The organism is Streptomyces sp. NPDC048603, assembly GCF_043199475.1.
Lineage (GTDB): Bacteria > Actinomycetota > Actinomycetes > Streptomycetales > Streptomycetaceae > Streptomyces.
Map to the genome: position 1 here is coordinate 527408 of NZ_JBICVY010000006.1, position 17984 is coordinate 545391.

General features: G+C 74.3%; 15 protein-coding genes and 3 tRNA genes. 11 read left to right on the forward strand and 7 right to left on the reverse strand.

The features are described 5' to 3' along the window. Nucleotides 1-89: 89 nt before the first annotated feature. The 3 genes from rpmG to ACGFQ9_RS17975 form a co-directional block, all read right to left on the reverse strand. Nucleotides 90-254 carry a 50S ribosomal protein L33 gene (gene rpmG, locus ACGFQ9_RS17965; protein WP_003956487.1) on the reverse strand — a complete coding sequence of 55 codons (165 nt, stop codon included), beginning with the start codon at nucleotides 252-254 and terminating at the stop codon, nucleotides 90-92. A gap of 88 nt (nucleotides 255-342) precedes the next feature. Continuing rightward, a tRNA-Met gene (locus tag ACGFQ9_RS17970) sits at nucleotides 343-415 on the reverse strand. A 48-nt stretch (nucleotides 416-463) separates the two neighbouring features. Further along, nucleotides 464-536: transfer RNA gene (locus ACGFQ9_RS17975), tRNA-Thr, on the reverse strand. Nucleotides 537-762: 226 nt separating this feature from the next. On the opposite strand from ACGFQ9_RS17975, the gene ACGFQ9_RS17980 reads away from it, so the two are divergent. Together ACGFQ9_RS17980 and ACGFQ9_RS17985 are read left to right on the forward strand one after the other, a co-directional pair. Next, nucleotides 763-2013, forward strand: a complete 1251-nt coding sequence (locus tag ACGFQ9_RS17980) for an amidohydrolase family protein (RefSeq protein ID WP_393574730.1) — start codon at nucleotides 763-765, stop codon at nucleotides 2011-2013. Nucleotides 2014-2056: 43 nt separating this feature from the next. Further along, nucleotides 2057-2713 (forward strand): SDR family oxidoreductase, encoded by a 657-nt coding sequence (locus ACGFQ9_RS17985; RefSeq protein ID WP_393574731.1) that lies wholly within the window; start codon nucleotides 2057-2059, stop codon nucleotides 2711-2713. Nucleotides 2714-2969: 256 nt separating this feature from the next. On the opposite strand, the gene ACGFQ9_RS17990 is transcribed toward ACGFQ9_RS17985, so the two are convergent. After that, a complete protein-coding gene (locus tag ACGFQ9_RS17990) occupies nucleotides 2970-3404 on the reverse strand; it encodes a DUF3574 domain-containing protein (protein WP_393574732.1) in 435 nt (144 codons plus the stop codon). Nucleotides 3405-3555: 151 nt separating this feature from the next. Next, a tRNA-Tyr gene (locus ACGFQ9_RS17995) sits at nucleotides 3556-3637 on the reverse strand. A gap of 214 nt (nucleotides 3638-3851) precedes the next feature. Between ACGFQ9_RS17995 and ACGFQ9_RS18000 the strand changes: the two genes are divergently transcribed. Beyond that, nucleotides 3852-4340, forward strand: a complete 489-nt coding sequence (locus ACGFQ9_RS18000) for a YajQ family cyclic di-GMP-binding protein (protein WP_393574733.1) — start codon at nucleotides 3852-3854, stop codon at nucleotides 4338-4340. A 61-nt stretch (nucleotides 4341-4401) separates the two neighbouring features. Here the strand turns inward: ACGFQ9_RS18000 and ACGFQ9_RS18005 are convergent, their stop codons facing one another. Beyond that, the gene (locus tag ACGFQ9_RS18005) at nucleotides 4402-4623 is read right to left on the reverse strand and encodes a hypothetical protein (protein WP_393574734.1); all 222 of its coding nucleotides are present in this window, start codon (nucleotides 4621-4623) and stop codon (nucleotides 4402-4404) included. A 385-nt stretch (nucleotides 4624-5008) separates the two neighbouring features. Here ACGFQ9_RS18005 and ACGFQ9_RS18010 point away from each other — a divergent pair, with 385 nt between their 5' ends. The 7 genes from ACGFQ9_RS18010 (at nucleotide 5009) to ACGFQ9_RS18040 (ending at nucleotide 14449) form a co-directional block, all read left to right on the forward strand. Then, a complete protein-coding gene (locus ACGFQ9_RS18010; RefSeq protein ID WP_393574735.1) occupies nucleotides 5009-6196 on the forward strand; it encodes a LuxR C-terminal-related transcriptional regulator in 1188 nt (395 codons plus the stop codon). A gap of 165 nt (nucleotides 6197-6361) precedes the next feature. Further along, a complete protein-coding gene (locus tag ACGFQ9_RS18015; RefSeq protein ID WP_393574736.1) occupies nucleotides 6362-6499 on the forward strand; it encodes a hypothetical protein in 138 nt (45 codons plus the stop codon). A gap of 112 nt (nucleotides 6500-6611) precedes the next feature. Next, complete coding sequence (locus ACGFQ9_RS18020) at nucleotides 6612-8036, forward strand: ABC transporter substrate-binding protein (protein ID WP_393574737.1); 1425 nt, start codon at nucleotides 6612-6614, stop codon at nucleotides 8034-8036. Between the two features lie 265 nt (nucleotides 8037-8301). Beyond that, nucleotides 8302-10161, forward strand: a complete 1860-nt coding sequence (locus tag ACGFQ9_RS18025) for a B12-binding domain-containing radical SAM protein (protein WP_393574738.1) — start codon at nucleotides 8302-8304, stop codon at nucleotides 10159-10161. Between the two features lie 102 nt (nucleotides 10162-10263). Next, nucleotides 10264-11556 carry an MFS transporter gene (locus ACGFQ9_RS18030; protein WP_393574739.1) on the forward strand — a complete coding sequence of 431 codons (1293 nt, stop codon included), beginning with the start codon at nucleotides 10264-10266 and terminating at the stop codon, nucleotides 11554-11556. A 127-nt stretch (nucleotides 11557-11683) separates the two neighbouring features. Next, on the forward strand, nucleotides 11684-13159 hold the full coding sequence (locus ACGFQ9_RS18035; protein ID WP_393574740.1) for a SulP family inorganic anion transporter: 1476 nt from the start codon (nucleotides 11684-11686) through the stop codon (nucleotides 13157-13159). Between the two features lie 18 nt (nucleotides 13160-13177). Next, entirely contained in the window at nucleotides 13178-14449 is a 1272-nt protein-coding gene (locus ACGFQ9_RS18040; protein WP_393574741.1) for an APC family permease, read from the forward strand. Here the strand turns inward: ACGFQ9_RS18040 and ACGFQ9_RS18045 are convergent. Then, nucleotides 14433-15431, reverse strand: a complete 999-nt coding sequence (locus ACGFQ9_RS18045) for a glycosyltransferase family 2 protein (protein ID WP_393574780.1) — start codon at nucleotides 15429-15431, stop codon at nucleotides 14433-14435. The two genes, ACGFQ9_RS18040 and ACGFQ9_RS18045, sit on opposite strands and share 17 nt — an antisense overlap. A gap of 284 nt (nucleotides 15432-15715) precedes the next feature. Here ACGFQ9_RS18045 and ACGFQ9_RS18050 point away from each other — a divergent pair, with 284 nt between their 5' ends. Further along, nucleotides 15716-17977 (forward strand): hypothetical protein, encoded by a 2262-nt coding sequence (locus tag ACGFQ9_RS18050; protein WP_393574742.1) that lies wholly within the window; start codon nucleotides 15716-15718, stop codon nucleotides 17975-17977. The last annotated feature ends 7 nt before the right edge of the window (nucleotides 17978-17984 follow it).

A 17984-nucleotide genomic window follows, 5' to 3' on the forward strand; every position in this document is an offset into this window, starting at 1 on the left:
TGGTAGGTGCTGCGGAAACGACACGAGGCCGTCCCCGGAAAGGGGACGACCTCATGACAGTGCCTTTTGTGTCCGAAGACTCGCTGGGGTCAGCGGGTCTCGCGGTGCGCGGTGTGCGAGTTGCAGCGCGGGCAGTGCTTCTTCATCTCAAGACGGTCCGGGTTGTTACGCCGGTTCTTCTTGGTGATGTAGTTCCGCTCCTTGCACTCCACGCAGGCCAGCGTGATCTTCGGGCGGACGTCGGTGGCAGCCACGTGAGTGCTCCTTGACGGACAGATGGACGGATGAACGCAGAAAAGAGTAGCCGACCGGAGGACCGACCCCACAATCGGCTACTGCGTGTAGCGGCGACCGGACTTGAACCGGTGACACAGCGATTATGAGCCGCTTGCTCTACCGACTGAGCTACGCCGCTTTGATGTGATCAATTCCCCGCCCGAAGACGGGGAACCTCTCTCACCAGAGCCCCAATGCGGAATCGAACCGCAGACCTTCTCCTTACCATGGAGACGCTCTACCGACTGAGCTATTGGGGCGAGCAGGGAAGACATTACACGGCCTCCTGCCGATCGCCCAAATCCTTTGCGCGCGGGCCCTCCGACGGGGGTCCCGGCGCCCTCGGCGGCACTCCGGCCGGGGCGCAACACCGGTACGACTATTGGCCTCTTCCGTGAAGGGCGCAGCCCCGCGCCCTAGGCTCTGACCACGCTGCGTGATCTTGGGCCGTGGCCCAGGGACCGCCCGAGCCACCGCAGGAGCGCGATGCCCGACAGCCACCCGCACGGACACGGCTCCGCGCACGGATCGGCCGCCGAGCCGACCTCCCTGCTGCTGGCGGGCGCCCGCCTCACCGACGGCCGTACCGTCGACGTCCGGCTGAGCGGCGGCCGGATCCAGGCGGTGGGCACCGCCGGGAGCCTGCCCGCCCCCACCCCCTCCCGGGTCGACCTCAGCGGCTTCCTGCTGCTGCCCGCGCCCGCGGAACCGCACGCCCACGGGGACACCGCGCTGACCGCCGACACCCAGGGGCCCGCCGCCTGCGGTGCCGACGAGGTGCAGCGCCGCGCCACCGAGGCGGCCCTGCTGCAGCTCGGCCACGGCGCGACCGCGGTCCGCTCGCACGTCCGGATCGGCGACGTGCACGGGCTGGCCCCGATGGAGGCGGTGCTCCAGGCGCGCCGCTCGCTGCGCGGTCTGACCGACCTCACGGCCGTGGCCATGCCCCGGCTGCTGACCGGTGCGGCCGGCGCGGACGGCCTGGCCATGCTCCGGGACGCGGTGAAGATGGGCGCGGCGGTGGTCGGCGGCTGCCCGGACCTGGACCCCGACCCGACCGGGTTCATCGAGGCCGTGCTGGAGCTCGCGGCCGAGCACGGCTGCCCGGTGGACCTGCACACCGACGGGGACGATCCGGCCCGGCTGGCCCGGCTGGCGGCCATGGCGGGCGGACTGCGCCCCGGGGTCACCATCGGCCCCTGCGGCGGGATGTCCCGGCTCCCGCTGGACATGGCGACGCGCACGGCCGACCGGCTGGCCGCGGCCGGGGTGCGGGTCACCTGTCTGCCGCAGGGCGACTGCGCCGCCCTGGAGCGGCGCGGCCCGCGCGGCGCCCCGGTACGGCTGCTGCGGGCGGCCGGGGTGCGGGTGGCGGCCGGCAGCGGGGCGCTGCGCGACGCCGCCAATCCGGTGGGCCGCGGGGATCCGCTCGAAGCGGCGTACCTGCTCTCCTCGCAGGGCGGGCTGCGGCCCGCCGACGCGTACGAGGCGGTCAGCGCGGCGGCCCGGTCGGCGATGGGCCTGCCGGAGGTCCGGGTGGAGGCGGGGTTCCCGGCGGAGCTGCTCGCCGTGCGCGGGGACGGGATCGCGGGGGTCCTGTCGCTGGCGTACAGCCGGATCGTGATCCACCGGGGCCGGGTGGTGGCGCGGACCAGCGCGGTGCGGGAGTACTGCGACTCGGCGGTGGCGGCGGCGCTGGACCTCCCCCGGCAGGGCCGTATGGAGCCAGGCCCCTGAGTGTTCCCGGGCGGCGGCGGGCCGGTCGTCGTACGGTCGGGGCATGCGCATCGTCATCGCGGGTGGACACGGTCGGATCGCGCTGCGGCTGGAGCGGTTGCTGTCGGCGCGCGGGTACGAGGTCGCGGGCATCATCCGCGATCCGGCCCAGGGCGGCGACCTGAGGGAGGCCGGTGCCGAACCGGTGCTCTGCGACCTGGAGTCGGCGTCCCTGGAGCAGGTGGCCGCGGTCCTGCAGGGCGCGCACGCCGCGGTGTTCGCGGCGGGAGCCGGTCCGGGCAGCGGGGCCAGGCGCAAGGACACCGTGGACCGGGACGCGGCGGTGCTGTTCGCGGACGCGGCCGAACGGGCGCGGGTGCGCCGGTTCCTGATGGTCTCTTCGATGGGTGCGGACGCGGACCATCCGGGTGCCGAGGTGTTCGACGTGTACCTGCGCGCCAAGGGTGCGGCGGACGACCACGTCCGCACCCGCCTGGGGCTGGAATGGACGATCCTGCGCCCCGGGATGCTGACGGAGGATCCGGGCACCGGCCGGGTCCGCCTGGAGGCGTTCACCGGCCGCGGCCCGGTTCCGCGCGAGGACGTGGCAGCGGTGCTGGCGGAGCTGGTCGAGACCCCGGCGACGGCCGGTCTGACGCTGGAACTGGTCTCGGGGAGCACGCCGGTGGACGTCGCGGTGAAGGACGTGGCCGGCAACTGACCCCGGGGTTCCGCCGGAGCCCCCGGGGCGAGGGTGAAGTGGGCGGGGGTGGGCGGGGGCGGGAGGGAATCCGTCAGGTCCGGCTGCCCGCACGCCCGCCGGGCCGGACCGCGTCCGCCCGGGCCGGCCCGCGCCTCCGCCCGGGCCGGCGCACGCCTCCGCCCGCACCGGCGCGGAATCCGTCAGGTCCGGCCCGGGCGCCGGCCGTGCGCCCGGCGGCGTGCGGACCGGTCGCGCCAGCCGGGCGGGCCCGCCGTCAGAAGTCCACGGACACCCGGTCGTCCGACCGGCCGACGGAGTCCTGCTGGAACTCGTCCTGGTAGGCGGTGCGGATCCGCTCGATGCTGCGGCCGCGCTCCTCGGCGCTCTTCTCGGGGTACAGGAGGATCAGCTCGTAGGAGGCCTCGCGCACGATCTTCCCGTCCTCGCCCCGCCACTGCCCGTAGCCCTCCTGGAGGGTGAGCCCCTCGGGGAAGGCCGGGGTGACCTGGCGGTCGAGGAAGCTCATGAACTCCGCCTTCCCGATCTCCGCGCCGCCGGCCCGCTGCGTCCCGAAATAGAGCCGGGTCTCCGCGTACGGGCGGCTCTCGGCCTGGTCCAGTGCGCCGACCAGGGCGGGCACCCCGGCTGCGATCAGGGCGGCCAGCACCCCGGTACCGACGGCGCCTCGCGCCTCAGAAGTCCATTTCACGCGTGGTCAACGACCCGGCTCCGCCGACGATGCGGGAATGCGTCCGTCCGGGCACGCGCCCGTGCACGCGTCCGTGCACGCATGCGTCCGGGCATACGAGAAGACCCCCGTCCACTGCGTTTCCGCAGGTGTACGGGGGTCTCACATCGCGTGGCGGCGCCAGGATTCGAACCTGGGTAGGCTAAGCCGACGGATTTACAGTCCGCTCCCATTGGCCACTCGGGCACACCGCCATGGGATGTCGCCTTCGCTTCCCGCTTTTCCGCGGTGTTCTCCGGCAACGACGTAAACGATACCCGATGCTCGGGGGTGCTTCGCCACCGGATTGATCAGTGCCGGGGACGGACGCCGCGGGGAGGGGACCCCCTAGGCTTTGCGGAGCGGGTCGGGGACTCCTGTCCGCGCCCCCGTGGACACATCGCAGCCGACTTCAAGGAGCCACAGCACATGGCCGACTCCAGTTTCGACATCGTCTCGAAGGTCGAGCGGCAGGAGGTCGACAACGCCCTCAACCAGGCCGCCAAGGAGCTCTCGCAGCGCTACGACTTCAAGGGCACCGGGGCCTCCATCTCCTGGTCCGGCGAGAAGATCCTCATGGAGGCGAACTCCGAGGAGCGGGTCAAGGCCGTCCTCGACGTCTTCGAGACCAAGCTGGTCAAGCGCGGCATCTCGCTGAAGGCGCTGGACGCCGGCGAGCCGCAGCTGTCCGGCAAGGAGTACAAGATCTTCGCGTCGATCGAGGAGGGCATCTCCCAGGAGAACGCCAAGAAGGTCGCGAAGATGATCCGCGACGAGGGCCCCAAGGGCGTCAAGGCCCAGGTACAGGGCGACGAGCTGCGCGTCAGCTCCAAGAGCCGGGACGACCTGCAGGCCGTCCAGCAGCTGCTCAAGGGCAAGGACCTGGACTTCGCGATCCAGTTCGTGAACTACCGCTGACGCTTCGCCTGCTTCGCGCCTGTGACGGGCGGCCGGGCCACGGGCCCGGCCGCCCGTCGGGCTACTGCCAGCCCATGTCCTGCTTGGGCTCGTGCTGGACCTGACCCCGCTGCCCGTGTTCGGCGGGCTGGGTCTGCTGGGTCTGCTGTGCGGCGGCCGGGGTTTCGAGAGCCGGGGATTCGGCGGCCGCGGCGGGGGCGGCCAGGGCGGCCCCGGCAGCCGCCAGCAGAAGCGTCGCGGTGGCGAGCACACGGCGGGCGGAGGGGCGATTCACGCGTGTCACTGGCAGAACCTTTCCGGGAGGGCCGAGCATCGGCACTGGACAGGAGTCTCGGCCGGACGGGGCCCCATGAGAAGAGGAAAGCCCTGGCCACAAAGGGTCATGTCCCAAGTCGTCCCGGACGGCCGGTGCACCGGCGGGGCCCCCGGCGGTGGGGGGCACCGGGAGCACCCGGAAGACTGTGCCGGGCGGCGGCGGCCTGCGGACAGGCCGTGGCGGTGGCCTTTTCCGGCCGGGACCGGAACAGGCCGGACGTGACATGATGCTGACTCCTTACTGGGGGACCCCGGGCGAATCACATCAGCGAACGCCGCCTCGACCTACGGGCACGCGGGCGCCAGGCCGACCCGGCCGTGACCTGCCCGGACGGCAAGGGGGGTTGAGACGCGTGCCAGGAGACGTGGCCGAGACCCGCAGGAGCGACCGCTCCGAGCGGGCACCCGAGGAGACCGGGGCGACGCCGCCGCGGCCGGAGGCGCATGTCGGCCCACACCCGGACGGGCCCCCGGAGAGACAGCCGGACGGGCATCCCGGCAGACCCGCGGAGCCCGGAGGCCGGTCCGCGCTCGCACTCGACCAGGACGCCCAGGACGTGTACCGGGCGATGCTGCTCCACCCGCACGACGGCGTGGCCGACCTGGCCCGGCGGCTGGGCCGGGATCCGGAACGGATACGCCGGGCCCGGGACCGGCTGAGCGCGCTGGCGCTGCTGCGCAGCTCGGCGCAGATCCCGGGCGGGGTGCACGTGGTGAACCCGGAGGCGGGCATGGACGCGCTGCTCGCCCGGCAGCGGGCCGAGCTCGCCGCCCAGCAGCAGCGGCTGGCGGAGACCCAGGCGCTCGCCTCGCGGCTGGCCGCCGAGTACCACCGCATGCGCCCGTACGAGGAGCACCGCGCGGCCGAGGTGCTGATCGGCGTGGAGACCGTACGGCTGCGGCTGGCGGAGATCACCCGGGACGTGCGTGAGGAAGTGCTGTCCTTCGCGCCGGACGGGGCGCAGACCGAGGCCAACCGGACGGCCGCGCAGCCGCTGAACCAGCAGCTGCTGGACCGCGGTGTGCGGATGCGCACGGTGTACCTGGACAGCATCCGCAACAGCCCGCCGACCGTGGCTCACGCGGCCTGGCTGACCGAGCGCGGCGCGCAGGTGCGGACCGTGCCCTCGCTGCCCACCCGCATGATCATCGTGGACCGGAAGCTGGCCGTGGTGCCGGTGGATCCGGAGGACTCCTCTGCGGGGGCCACGATCCTGTCCGGCGCCGGGGTCCTCGCCGCGCTGTGCGCGCTCTTCGAGCAGGTGTGGCAGGAGGCGGACCCGCTCGGGGAGGCGCCGAAGCCGCGAGGGCACGCCCAGGCGCTGACCGGGCAGGAGCGCATGGTGCTGTGGCTGCTGGCGGAGGGGCTCACCGACGAGGCCATCGCCAAGCGGCTGGGTGTGTCCCCGCGTACCGCCCGGCGGCTGGCCAGTGCCCTGATGGAGCGGCTGGGGGCGCGCAGCCGCTTCCAGGCGGGTGCGCTGGCGGCGACCCAGGGGTGGCTGCCGGAGCGGGACACGGGCGCGACCGAGGTGGCGTAAGGGGTCGGGCCGGACGTTTCGGGTCAGGGCCGGTTCGGGCCAGCGCGGACTCCTGGTTCGGGCCACGTGCCGGAGGCAGAGTGGGCAGGGCCGGCCGCCGAGCGGAATGACCCTTCCGCTCCGCGGCCGATGTTTCCGTCCCTGGACTCCGGAAGGAGAGGAACCGTGTCGCACCAGCTCGCCGGGACCGCCCGGTCCCGGGCCGCCCGGGTGCCGGAGGACGCCGCGGAGGCGCTCGCGGAGGAGCCGGGTTCCGGCCGCGGGATCCCGACCGGTCCGCCCGCCGGCAAGCACCGCATCTGAGACACCTCTGGAACCCAGATGGTGTCCGTCCGCCGCTCCCGATGCTCGCGCTGCTCCCGCTGTTTCCTCAGGGGTCGCGGAGCGCCGGCCGGCCCCGCTGGAGGACCGACCGATGGCCCCTGACGCCCTCGCCCTCGCGCTGGACGCCGTACCTCTCGGCGACGATCCCCGGCGCCCCGCCGACCACAACGCCCGTCTCGTCGCGGAAGCCGTGCTGGCCACCCCCTGCCGCGAGGCGCCCGACGGCACCGGCCTGTTGCCCTACGCCGCGCGCGGCCTGGAACCCGTGGACGGCGGCCGGCGCTGGCTGTTCTCTCCCGACGAGCGGCTGCGCTGGTCGGACGGAGTCCCGCTGCGGGCCGGGGACCTGGTGGCCGGCATCCGCGACGGCGCCGCGCGGGACCGGCAGGCGGGGCGGTTCCTGGCGGAGGGCGACGCGGCCGCGGCGGAGCTCCCCGACGGCAGGGTCGAGGTCCGGACCGGCGGGGCCGCCGGTTTCCTCCCCGCCCTGCTGACCCTCCCCCGGTTCGCTCCGCTGCGGCCCGGGTCCGAGGCCGTGCTGGGTCCGTACGCGCCGGACGGGACCGGCCCGGACGGCGGTCCCCGGTTCCGGCGGCACCCCCACGCGGCCGGCGGGGGCGCACTGCCCGAGCGGCTGGAGTTCCCCGTCGTACCGGGTCCGGCGGAGGCGGTGGCGGCCTTCCGTGCCGGACGGGTGCAGGCCACTCCCAGGACCGGCTTCGACGTCGCGGACGCCGAGCGGTACGCCGGTGATCCGGCCCTGGTCACCGTGCCCGTATCGGTCTTCACCGGCCTGGAGTTCGGGCGGCGGGCTCCGGCGGTGCGCCGCGACCCGGATCTGCGGGCCGCCCTGGCGGCGGCGCTGGACCCGGAGGCGCTGGCGGCCGGCACCGGGGGGCTCCTCGAAGCGGCCCCCGCTCCGGTCGCCGCGCTGCTCGGCGGCGGTCCGGCCCGGCCGGGCGGCCAGGGCCGCCGGGCCGGGACCGGGCCCGGTCCGGCGGAGGTCCGGGAGGTGCGGGCCGCCTACGGCGGCGGGCCGCTGGAGGTGGTCCACGCGGATTCCGTGCCCGACGGCACGGTGGTGGAGGGCATCTGCGCGCGGCTGCGGGAGGCCTTCGGGCTCGACGTGCGACCGCGGGCCCTGCCCCGCGCCGCCTGTGTGCGCGCCGCCGCGACCGGGGACCACGCCCTCCTGTACGCGCCGGCGTCCGCCGGGTTCCCGCACCCGGCGGCGCTCCTGGGGCCGTGGGCCCCGGGCGGGAGGTCCGGCCGGGCCGCCGGGTTCTCCGACACCACCTTCACGCGGCTGTTCGACGAGGCGTGCCGGACCACCGGGGACGCCGAGGCCGGCGCCTGGCTGGCGGCGGAGGAGCGGTGGCTGGCCCTGCTACCCCGGGTGCCCCTGTTCCGGGTCCGCGCCCACTACCTGGCGGATCCCCGGGTGCGGGCGGCCGGGATGACGGCGAGCGGCATCATCCCGCCGCTCGGCTTCGGAGCGGTGGCCGCGCACCGCTGACCGTGCGCCGCCGACCGTGCGCCGCCGACCGCGCGCCACGCACCGCGCCGCGCACCCCACACCTCGCTCCGCTGACCGCGCCCCTGAGACGCATCCCCCCACCCACCCGGCGTCCGTCCCGGACGCACCGACCGGATTGCGAAGCCGACATGCCCCTCCCCGCCGTTCCCTCCCTCCCCGAAGGATTCCCCGAAGAATTCCCCGCCGGTGCCCGACCGTTCGCCGGCGGGCACCGCCCGGCCCCGGTCCGCTGGGCGGGTCCCCGGTGATCGGCCTGGTCTTCCCGCCGCTGGCCGAGTCCAACTTCGGCAGCTTCTACCCGTCCACCGCGGTCCTCGCCGGCTTCCTGCGCCATCGCGGCGTGGAGGTGTGGCAGCGCGACATGAACGAGGACTTCGCCGAGTTCCTGCTCTCCCCCACGGAGCTGGAACCGCTCGCGGCCGGCCGCGTTCCGGGCGTGCCCGGCGACTCGTACACCGCTTCGGCGGCCCGCTGGGCCCTGCGCCGGCCGGGGCGGCTGCTCGCCGGGGACGGCCGGCACCTGTTCGGGGCGGGGCGGTACACGGGGCGGATCGTGGAGACCCTGGCGGCGCCCTTCCGGATCGACACCGACGGCGCGCCTCCGTCCCGTGCGGCCGTGGAGCGCGCCGGATCCGGCATCTTCGGCCGGTTCTACGACCGGTACCCGGGCGGGACGGACGCCGGGGCCGGAGGCCGCCCGGTGGTGCCCGAGCGGACCGCGCTGGTCGGCGTATCGGTGCCGATGGGACCGCAGTTGGTGCCCGCGCTGCTGCTGGCTCTGCGGCTGAAGGCCGAGCGGCCGGACCTCCGGGTGGTGCTGGGCGGCCCCTGTCTCAGCCTGATGCCGCTGCACCTGCTGGAAACCCTGCTGACCGACTTCCCGGAGGTGGACGCCGTCGTCCGGTTCGACGGGGAGTTCCCGCTGCTCGCCCTGTCCCGGCAGGCGGAGGCGGGCCGGTGGGAGCCGGAACTGGTGGCCGGTGCGTCCTGCCTGCTCCCGGACGGCACCCCGCACACCAGGGACCCGGCGCCCGGACCCGGCCTCAACACGCTGCCGCTGCCGGTGTTCCCGGCCGAGGCGATGGCCCGGCTGTCCGACCCGGTGCTGGGCGTCACCCAGGCCCGGGGCTGCTACCGGAACAGCACCTGCGACCATCGCGGCGCCGTCGGGCTGTACGGCGGTTCGGCGCCGTTCCGCGGCCGGCACCCCGACCGGTTCGTGGACGAACTGGAACACCTGGCGGAGGAACACGGCACCCGCCGCTTCAGCTTCGTCACGGAGTCGATCCCGCCCGCCTTCGCCCGGCGCATGAGCGGACTCCTGATCGAGCGCGGGGCGGACATCACCTGGTCCTCGTCCGTGACGGCCGACCGGCGCTTCGACCGCGAACTGCTGTCGCTGATGGCCGAGTCGGGCTGCGAGTTCCTGAGCATCGGAATGGAGACCACCGGCACGCGGCCGCCCGGGCCGGCACGCGGGTCCGCGGCCCGCGAGAAGAGCCGGCGCTTCCTGCGCGAGGCCCACGCGGCGGGGGTCGGTCTGGTCATAAGCCTGGTCCCCGACCTGCCGTCCACCACCTACGAGGAGGCGCTCCGGGTCCTGGCGGACGTCGAGCAGGTGGCGGACTGCGTCCGGGCCGTGTCGGTCCTCCCGTTCCGGGCCGGCCGGGCCGGCCGGGCCGATCCCGCCATGTCCCCGGAGCAGCGGGCCGAGGTCCACCGCCGGTACGCCGCCTTCGCCGACCGGATCAACGGCACCTCCGGAGCCCCGCCGCGCGGGGTACCGGTCACCCCGGACGCCGTCCTGCGCATTCCCGTCGAGGAGTTCGACCTCTACGTGGCCGGCGCGGACGGCACCGTGGCCGACGCGGACGGCGGGCACGGCACCGCCGGGCCGCTGCGCGCCGTCAACCTGCGTACCAGGGAGCGGATCACCCTGCCGCCGGCCGCCCGCGCCCGGCTCGGGCACCTCCTCGACGGCCGGCCGTTCACCCGGCGCGAGCTGGCCTCCGTACACGGCGAGCGGATCACCGACGGGCTCCTGGACGACCTGGGCCGGTCCGGGCTGCTCGCGGAGGCCGGCCTCGGCCGAGGCGCCCCGTAGCAGCCACACCACCTGCACTACTCAAACCACCTGCGCCACCTGCGCCATCTGCACCTTCTGCAGGACTTGCACCATCCGCACCACCGATTGCCGAGGACCCCGATGCCCACCTTCACCGAGCTCCGGGAGACCGGCTTCTTCCGGCTCTGGACCGGAGAGACCCTCTCCCTCGCGGGCTCGCAGATCACGTACTTCGCGACGCCCCTGATCGCCGTGCTCGTCCTGGACGCGGGGAGCTGGGAGATGGGCCTGCTCGGTGCCGCCGGCTCGGCGGCGACGCTCCTCTTCGGCCTCTCGGCCGGTGTGTGGGCGGACTCCTTCGAGCGCCGCCGGGTCCTGCAGTTCTGCAACGCGGCCCGGGCCCTGGCGCTGACCGCGGTACCGGTGCTGTGGCTGACGGACCTGCTGACCGTCTGGGCGCTGCTCGCGGTGACCTTCGCGGTCGGCGCATTCAGCCTGCTGTTCGACAGCGCCATGTCCGCCTACCTGCCGCGGCTCGTCGGCAGGAAGCAGCTCGACGACGCCCATTCGTGGATGGAGGGGAGTTCGGCGGTCGGCGACGTCGCCGGTCCCGGTCTCGCCGGTGTGCTGGTGCAGGTCCTCGGCGCACCGCTGGCGATCCTGGTCGACGCGGTCAGCCACGCCGGCAGCGCCCTGGCGCTGCGCGGCCTGCCGAAGGCGGACCCGACGCCTCCGGAAGAGCCCCTCGAGAAGCGCTTCCGGGCCGCATCGGCCGGGCTGAAGCTGCTGATGCGCGACCCGCTGCAGCGCTCCCTGGCGCTGGCCGCCGCCCACTTCAACTTCTTCACCTCGATGTTCTACGCGCTGTACGTGCTGTACGTGGTGAAGACGCTGGACCTGAGCCCGGCACTGCTGGGTGTGCTCGGCGCGGCGGGCGGCGTCGGCGCGCTGCTCGGCTCGGCGGCGGCGGCCCGGATCAGCCGCCGGTTCGGCTACGGCCTGCCGCTCGCGTTCGCGTACGCGGCCCCCGGTGTCGCCGGTCTGCTGGTGCCGCTCGCCGAGGGCCGGGGGACGGCGACCGCGCTGGTGCTGGTCGGGCTCTCGCAGTTCGGCTGGGTGCTGGCGGTGGTGGTGAACCTGGTCCTGAGCGAGTCCATCAAGCAGGCCCTGGTGCCCGGCCACATGCTCGGCCGGGTCACCGGCTCGGTGCGGTTCGTCAGCTGGGGCGTGGAGCCCTTCGGCGCGCTGCTGGCCGGGGCGCTGGGCGCGGGCCCCCTGGGCCTGCGGACCACGCTCGTGGTCTCCGCGGCGGGACTGCTCGCCTCCGGCCTGTGGCCGCTCCTCGGCCCGGCCGGGAAGCTGCGCACGCTCCCGGCGGGCGACGGGAGGACTCCGGATGCCGACCGCCCCCGGGTGGCAGCGGAGCGCGAGTGATCCAGCACAGGGCGTGAACAGCGCGCGTGCGGCGCGCGCCCCGAGTGAACCCCCAGTGGCCACTTACGCGTACGTGGGCGCTCCCGCCACGCTGGTGGCAGCCGTCACCACGAGGAGGGGGGTTCTCATGACCGGGGCCGATACGTTCCGCGACGATCTCGGGGCGTCCGTGGTCGTCGCGCTGGTCGCGCTGCCGCTCTGCGTGGGGGTGGCCGTCGCCTCCGGTGTGCCCGCCGAGCTGGGGATCGTCACGGGGGTCGTGGGCGGCCTGGTGACGGGCTGGTTCCGCGGGAGTTCGCTCCAGGTCAGCGGGCCCGCGGCGGGGCTGACGGTGCTCGTGTACGAGGCGCTGCTGGCACACGGGCCACGGGCGCTGGGCGTGCTGGTGCTCGCGGCCGGCCTGGTGCAGCTGGGCATGGGGATGCTCCGGCTGGGCCGCTGGTTCCGGGCGATCTCGGTGGCGGTGGTCCAGGGGATGCTGGCCGGGATCGGTCTCGTGCTGATCGCCGGGCAGCTCTACGCCGTCGGGGACGTGACCGCGCCGGGCGGGACCCTGGAGAAGATCGGTGCCCTGCCCGGGCTCCTCGCGCAGTGGGACTGGGCCGCGGTGGGGCTGGGCGCGGGCACGGTGCTCGTCACGGTGGGCTGGCGCCGGATGCCCGCCCGGGTCCGGGTCGTACCCGGCGCCCTGGCCGGGGTGGCGGCGGCCTCGGCGAGCGCCGTACTGCTGCACCTCCCGGTGCAGCGGGTCACGGTGGAGGGCGTGTGGGCCGCCGTGGACCCGCCGGGCCCGGCGGACCTCGCGGTGCTGGCCGGCACCGGGGCGGCCGGGACCGTACTGGCCCTGGCGCTGATCGCGTCCGCGGAGACCCTCTTCAGCGCGGCGGCCGTGGACCGGATGCACGACGGGCCGCGTACGGACTACGACCGGGAGCTCGTGGCGCAGGGGTTGGGCAACTCGGTGTGCGGGCTGCTGGGGGCCCTGCCGATGACCGCCGTGATCGTGCGCAGTTCGGCCAACGTGGAGGCGGGCGCGCGGACCCGGGCCTCGCGGGTGCTGCACGGCGGCTGGCTGGTGCTCTTCGCGGTGTTCCTGCCCGGGCTGCTGCGGGCGGTTCCGCTGGCCTCGCTGGCGGGGGTGCTGCTGCACGCGGGATGGAAGCTGGTCCCGGGGCGGGCGGTGGCCGCACTGTGGCGGACGCACCGGGGCGAGGCGGTGGTCCTGGTGGTGACCGCGGGGGCGATCGTGGCCACCAATCTGTTCGAGGGGGTGCTGGTGGGCCTCGGCCTGGCCGTGGCGAAGGCCGCCTGGGAGACCTCCCACGTGCAGGTCGAGCAGGTGCGGGAGGGCGAGGGGCTGTGTCTGCGGGTGGCGGGCAACGCCAGCTTCCTGCGGCTGCCGAAACTGCTGGACGTCCTGGACGCGCTGCCGGGGGACCGGCCGGTGCGGCTGGACCTGAGCGGGCTGCGCCACATGGACCACGCCTGGCTGACGGCCCTGGAGGGGTGGGAGCGGCAGCGGACCGCGCTGCCGCCCGGCCCGGTGCCGCCCGGCCCGATGGCCCCGGGACCGATGGCACCCGGCCACGAAGGCGCAACCTAGCCGGGCTACCCTCCGCCCGTGGAACAACAGCTGAGACGCACTCTGGGGGTGTCCGACGCGGTCGTCGTCGGACTGGGGGCCATGGTCGGCGCCGGGATCTTCGCCTCGTTCGGGCCGGCGGCGAAGGCGGCCGGCACGGGCGGAGCGCTGCTGGCGGCCCTGGCGGTGGCCGCGGTCGTGGCGTACTGCAACGCGCACTCCTCGGCGCGGCTGGCGGCCCGTTACCCGTCCTCCGGCGGGACGTACGTGTACGGGCGCGAACGGCTGGGCCCGTTCTGGGGATACCTGGCGGGCTGGGCCTTCGTGGTCGGCAAGACCGCGTCCTGTGCGGCGATGGCGCTGACCGTGGGCGCGTACCTGTGGCCGGAGCAGGCGCAGGCGGTGGCGGTGGCCGCCGTGGTGGCGCTGACCGCCGCGAACTACGGCGGTGTGCAGAAGTCGGCGCGGATCGCCCGGGTGATCGTCGCCGTGGTGCTGGCCGTGCTGGCCGGGGTCGTGGTGGTCTGCCTGGGCTCCGGGGCGGCCGGGACGGACCGGCTGTGGGACGGCGGGGCGGGCGAGCCCGGCGGGGCCTGGGGTCTGCTGCAGGCCGCCGGGCTGCTGTTCTTCGCCTTCGCCGGCTATGCGCGGATCACCACCCTGGGCGAGGAGGTGCGCGATCCGGAGCGGACGATCCCGCGCGCCGTCCCGATCGCGCTGGGGATCGCGCTTGCGGTGTACGCGGCGGTGGCACTGGCCGTGCTGTCCGTGCTGGGCGCCCCCGGCCTGGCCGGTTCGGCGGCCCCGCTGGCCGACGCGGTCCGGGAGGCCGGACGGCCGGGGCTCGCGCCCGTGGTCCAGGCGGGCGCGGCGCTGGCGGCCCTCGGCGCGCTGCTGTCGCTGGTGCTCGGGGTGTCCCGGACCACCCTGGCCATGGCGCGCGACGGGCACCTGCCCCGCACTCTGGCCGCCGTACACCCGCGGTACCAGGTGCCGCACCACGCCGAGCTCGCGGTGGGTGCGGTGGTGGCGGTGCTGGCCGCCACCGCGGACCTCCGGGGCGCGATCGGCTTCTCCTCCTTCGGCGTGCTCGTCTACTACGCGATCGCGAACGCGTCCGCGTGGACGCTGCCGGCGGAGGGAGCGGGTTGGAGGAGGCCCGGACGGGTGCGCGCCGGGGTCGGGCTGGCCGGCTGCGTGGTCGTCGCCTTCGCACTGCCGGCCGCCTCGGTGGTCACCGGGGCGGCCGTGCTCGGACTCGGGGCGCTGGCGTACGCGGCGCGCCGCGGGGGCGTCAGACGCCCGCGGTGACGCGCTCCCCGGCGGGATCCGCGGTGGAATCCGCGGTGGAGTCCCTGGTGGAATCCGCGGCCGGCCGCGCCGTCCGGCCGGCCGGTGCGTCGGAGTCGTAGCCGATGAAGTACGTGGGCCTGCGCTGCACGGCCGTGTAGATGCGGCCGATGTACTCGCCGAGCAGGCCGACGCAGATGAGCTGCACGCCGCCGAGGAAGAGCATCGAGATGAAGAGCGAGGTCCAGCCCGGCACGGTCTGGCCGGTCAGGTAGATGCCCAGGGTGACGGCCATCAGCAGCAGGCAGACCACGAAGGTGCCCGCGCCGAGCCAGGTCGCGATGCGCAGCGGGGCGGCGGAGAAGTTGGTGATGCTGTCGACCGCGAGACGGATCATCTTGCCGAGCGGGTACTTGGTCTCGCCGGCCACGCGCTCGTCGCGGTGGTAGGTGACCTGGCCGCTGGGGAAGCCGAGCCACGGCACCAGCAGGCGGTAGACCTGCTGCTGGTCGGGCAGCCGCTTCAGCGCCTCGACGGCCTCGCGGCTGAGCAGGCGGAAGTCGCCCGCCTGGGAGGGGACCTGCTTGCCGACCAGACGCCGCATCAGCCAGTAGTAGGCGCCGGCGGTGTTCCGCTTGAAGCCGGTGTCGGTGCTGCGGTCGTCGCGGACGCCGTAGACGATGTCGAGGTTCTCGGCGCGCGCCAGGTCGAGCATCTCCGGAATCTTCTCCGGCGGGTCCTGGAGGTCGGCGTCGATGCTGGCCACGTAGGCGCCCTTGGAGCTGTGCAGGCCCGCGGTGAGGGCGGCCTGGTGGCCGGAGTTGCCGCGCAGACTGACGATGCGGAGCTCGGGCCAGCCGGTGCGGAATTCCTCGAGGAGTTCGGCGGTGCGGTCGGCGCTGCCGTCGTCCACGGCGATGACCTCGTAGCCGGCTCCGGTGCCGTCGAGGGCCGGGCGGAGCCTGGCCACCAGGGCCGGGAGGGCCTCTTCCTCGTTGTACATGGGTACGACGACCGAAAGCACCGGCGTGGTGGACGCGCCCTGCACAGTTGCCCCTGTTCTTTTGGTTCCTCGTTTGATCGCGGCCCGGAAATCCTAGTACACGAGATCTAATAATCTTGTACGAGATCGATCGATATAACAGGAGCGCGGGCCTCTACATGGGCACATTGCACGCCGCCCCCCGGGAAACGGGTGGGCGAATTCCGGATGCGGACCCGCGCGCGGGTGAGGGAGACAGTCAACGGGGCGGCCTTCTGCCGCGGTTCCTTCCGGCCGTCGTCGCCGTGGCGGTGCTCGCCGGCACGCTGGTGGCCTCCGACACCCCGGTCGCCGACATCGCCCGGTACGCGTTCTACGTGCTGTGGGGGGTGCTGCTGCCCGGCACCCTGGTCTACCGCGCGCTGCGGCGCACCCCGCACACCCTGATCGAGGACCTCGCCCTCGGCGCCGTCACCGGCCTGGCGCTGGAACTCGCCGCCTGGGCCGTGCTCATGTCCCTGGGCATCCAGTCGGTGGCCGTCCTGTGGCCGCTCGCCGTGGTGGTGCCGTTCGCCGCGGTGCCCCGGCTGCGGCGGCACTGGTGGGTGCGCGGTTACGCCCGGGCGCCGCTGGGCTGGTCCTGGGCGGTCGCCGCGACCACGGTGATCACCTCCGGCTACCTCTACCGCACCTACCTCAGCCGGAACCCGATCCTGCCGACGTCGGAGACGACGAAGATCTTCGTCGACCTCCCGTACCAGATGTCGCTGGCCGGGAACGCCAAGCACAACTTCCCCCTGACGCTCCCCCAGGTCGCCGGGGAACCCCACGAGTACCACTGGTTCTCCTTCGTCCACGAGGCCATGACCGGCATGGTCGGCGGACTGGACCTCACGGTCGTCCAGCTGCGGCTGATGCTGCCGATGCTCTGCGCGCTCACCATGGCCGTCACCGCGGTGGTCGCCTGGCGGCTGACCGGCAGGGCCTGGGCCGGCCCGGTCGCCGCGCTGCTGATCTTCGCGATCGGCGAGTTCAACGCCACGCCCGCGTGGACCCCGTTCGGTTCCCCGCAGACCACCCTGATGGTGTGGGCGAGCGTCTCGATGACGTACAGCCAGCCGCTGCTGCTGGCCCTGATCGGTGTCGCGGGCGACGGGCTGCGCAACGGCGGACCGGAGAACCGGGTTCCGGTGCTCGGCCGGCGTGCGGTCCTGGTGCTCGTGGCGCTGTTCGCGCTGGCCTCCTCGGCGGCCAAGGCCACGTCGCTGCCTGTGGTGCTGGCCGGTCTGGCGGTGGCCGGCCTGGCCCTGCTGATCCGCACCCGCAGGATCCCGTGGACCGTGGTGGGCATGGGTGCCGCGGTCGGTGCCGCACAGCTCTTCGCCACCGCCGTCATCTTCCGGTTCAAGAGTTACGGCCTGCAGGCCACGCCGTTCTCCAACCTCCAGGTCTTCTGGAACAACTCCCAGGAGCTCCGCTCGACCGGAACCCAGATCGTCCTGGGCGCCCTGGTGTTCCTCGGGTTCCTGCTCAACACCCAGCTGCGCATGGCCGGCGTCCTTCCGCTCCTGTGGCGCGGCCGCCTCAAGCTCGACGCCGTCCAGTGGTTCCTGCTCGGTGGCGCGATCGCCGGCCCCGGCGTCTATCTCACGCTCAACGGCTGGAATTCCAGCTACTTCACCCACGCGGGCCTCGCGCTCGGCGTGATCCTCTCGGCCTGGGGCTACTGCGAGTCCTTCGAGCGCGCCCGGCTCTCCCGGCGCGGCGTCCTGCTGCTGGCCCTCGCCTCCGCGGTCTTCACGCTCGCTCTGACCTACCTCGTGGTCTTCCGCGGCACCGCGTTCGCCGAACGCCTCGCGAGCGGGCTGAAGGAGTGGAACCCGGACCGGCACTCGCTCTTCGCCGCGGGCGCCGGGCCCGCCCGGGCCCTGGTCCCGATCCTGGCCGCCGCGCTGCTGGGGGCCCTCGCCCTGGCCGTCGTCGGGCTGCTGTGGTGGGTGGCCGGCCGCAGGTGGACCGGCCTGCGGGGCCGCTTCGGCATCGTGGTGCTGACCGCGGCACTGCTGGCGGGCGCCCCGGCCCTGGTGTCGGACCTGCGGAGCAAGCCGGCCATGGACCCGACCGTCTGGGGCAGCTTCCCGCTGCCGGCCTCCAAGGTGGAAGCGGCCCGCTGGCTGCGCGACCACAGCCGCCCGGAGGACGTCGTCGCGACCAACGAGCACTGCTGGTCGCAGGACGACTTCAAGACCCCGCAGTCCGCGTGCGCCAACCGCAACGCCTTCGCGCTGAGCGGCTACGCGGAGCGCTCGGTGCTGGTCGAGGGATGGGCGTTCGCCCCGCGCCTGATGGCCACCGGTTCCCCGGACTTCTGGGACCAAGAGCTGCTGCGGAAGAACGACGAGGCCTTCACCCGGCCCACCGCCGGCCTGCTCGCGGAGCTGCGGGACCGCCACGGGGTGCGCTTCCTGTTCGTCAACCGCAAGGCCGGCAAGGAGGCCCCGGAGCTGGCCGGCCTGACCACCAAGGTGCTCGACAACGGCCGGATCGGGATCTACGAGATCCGCTGAGCCGCGG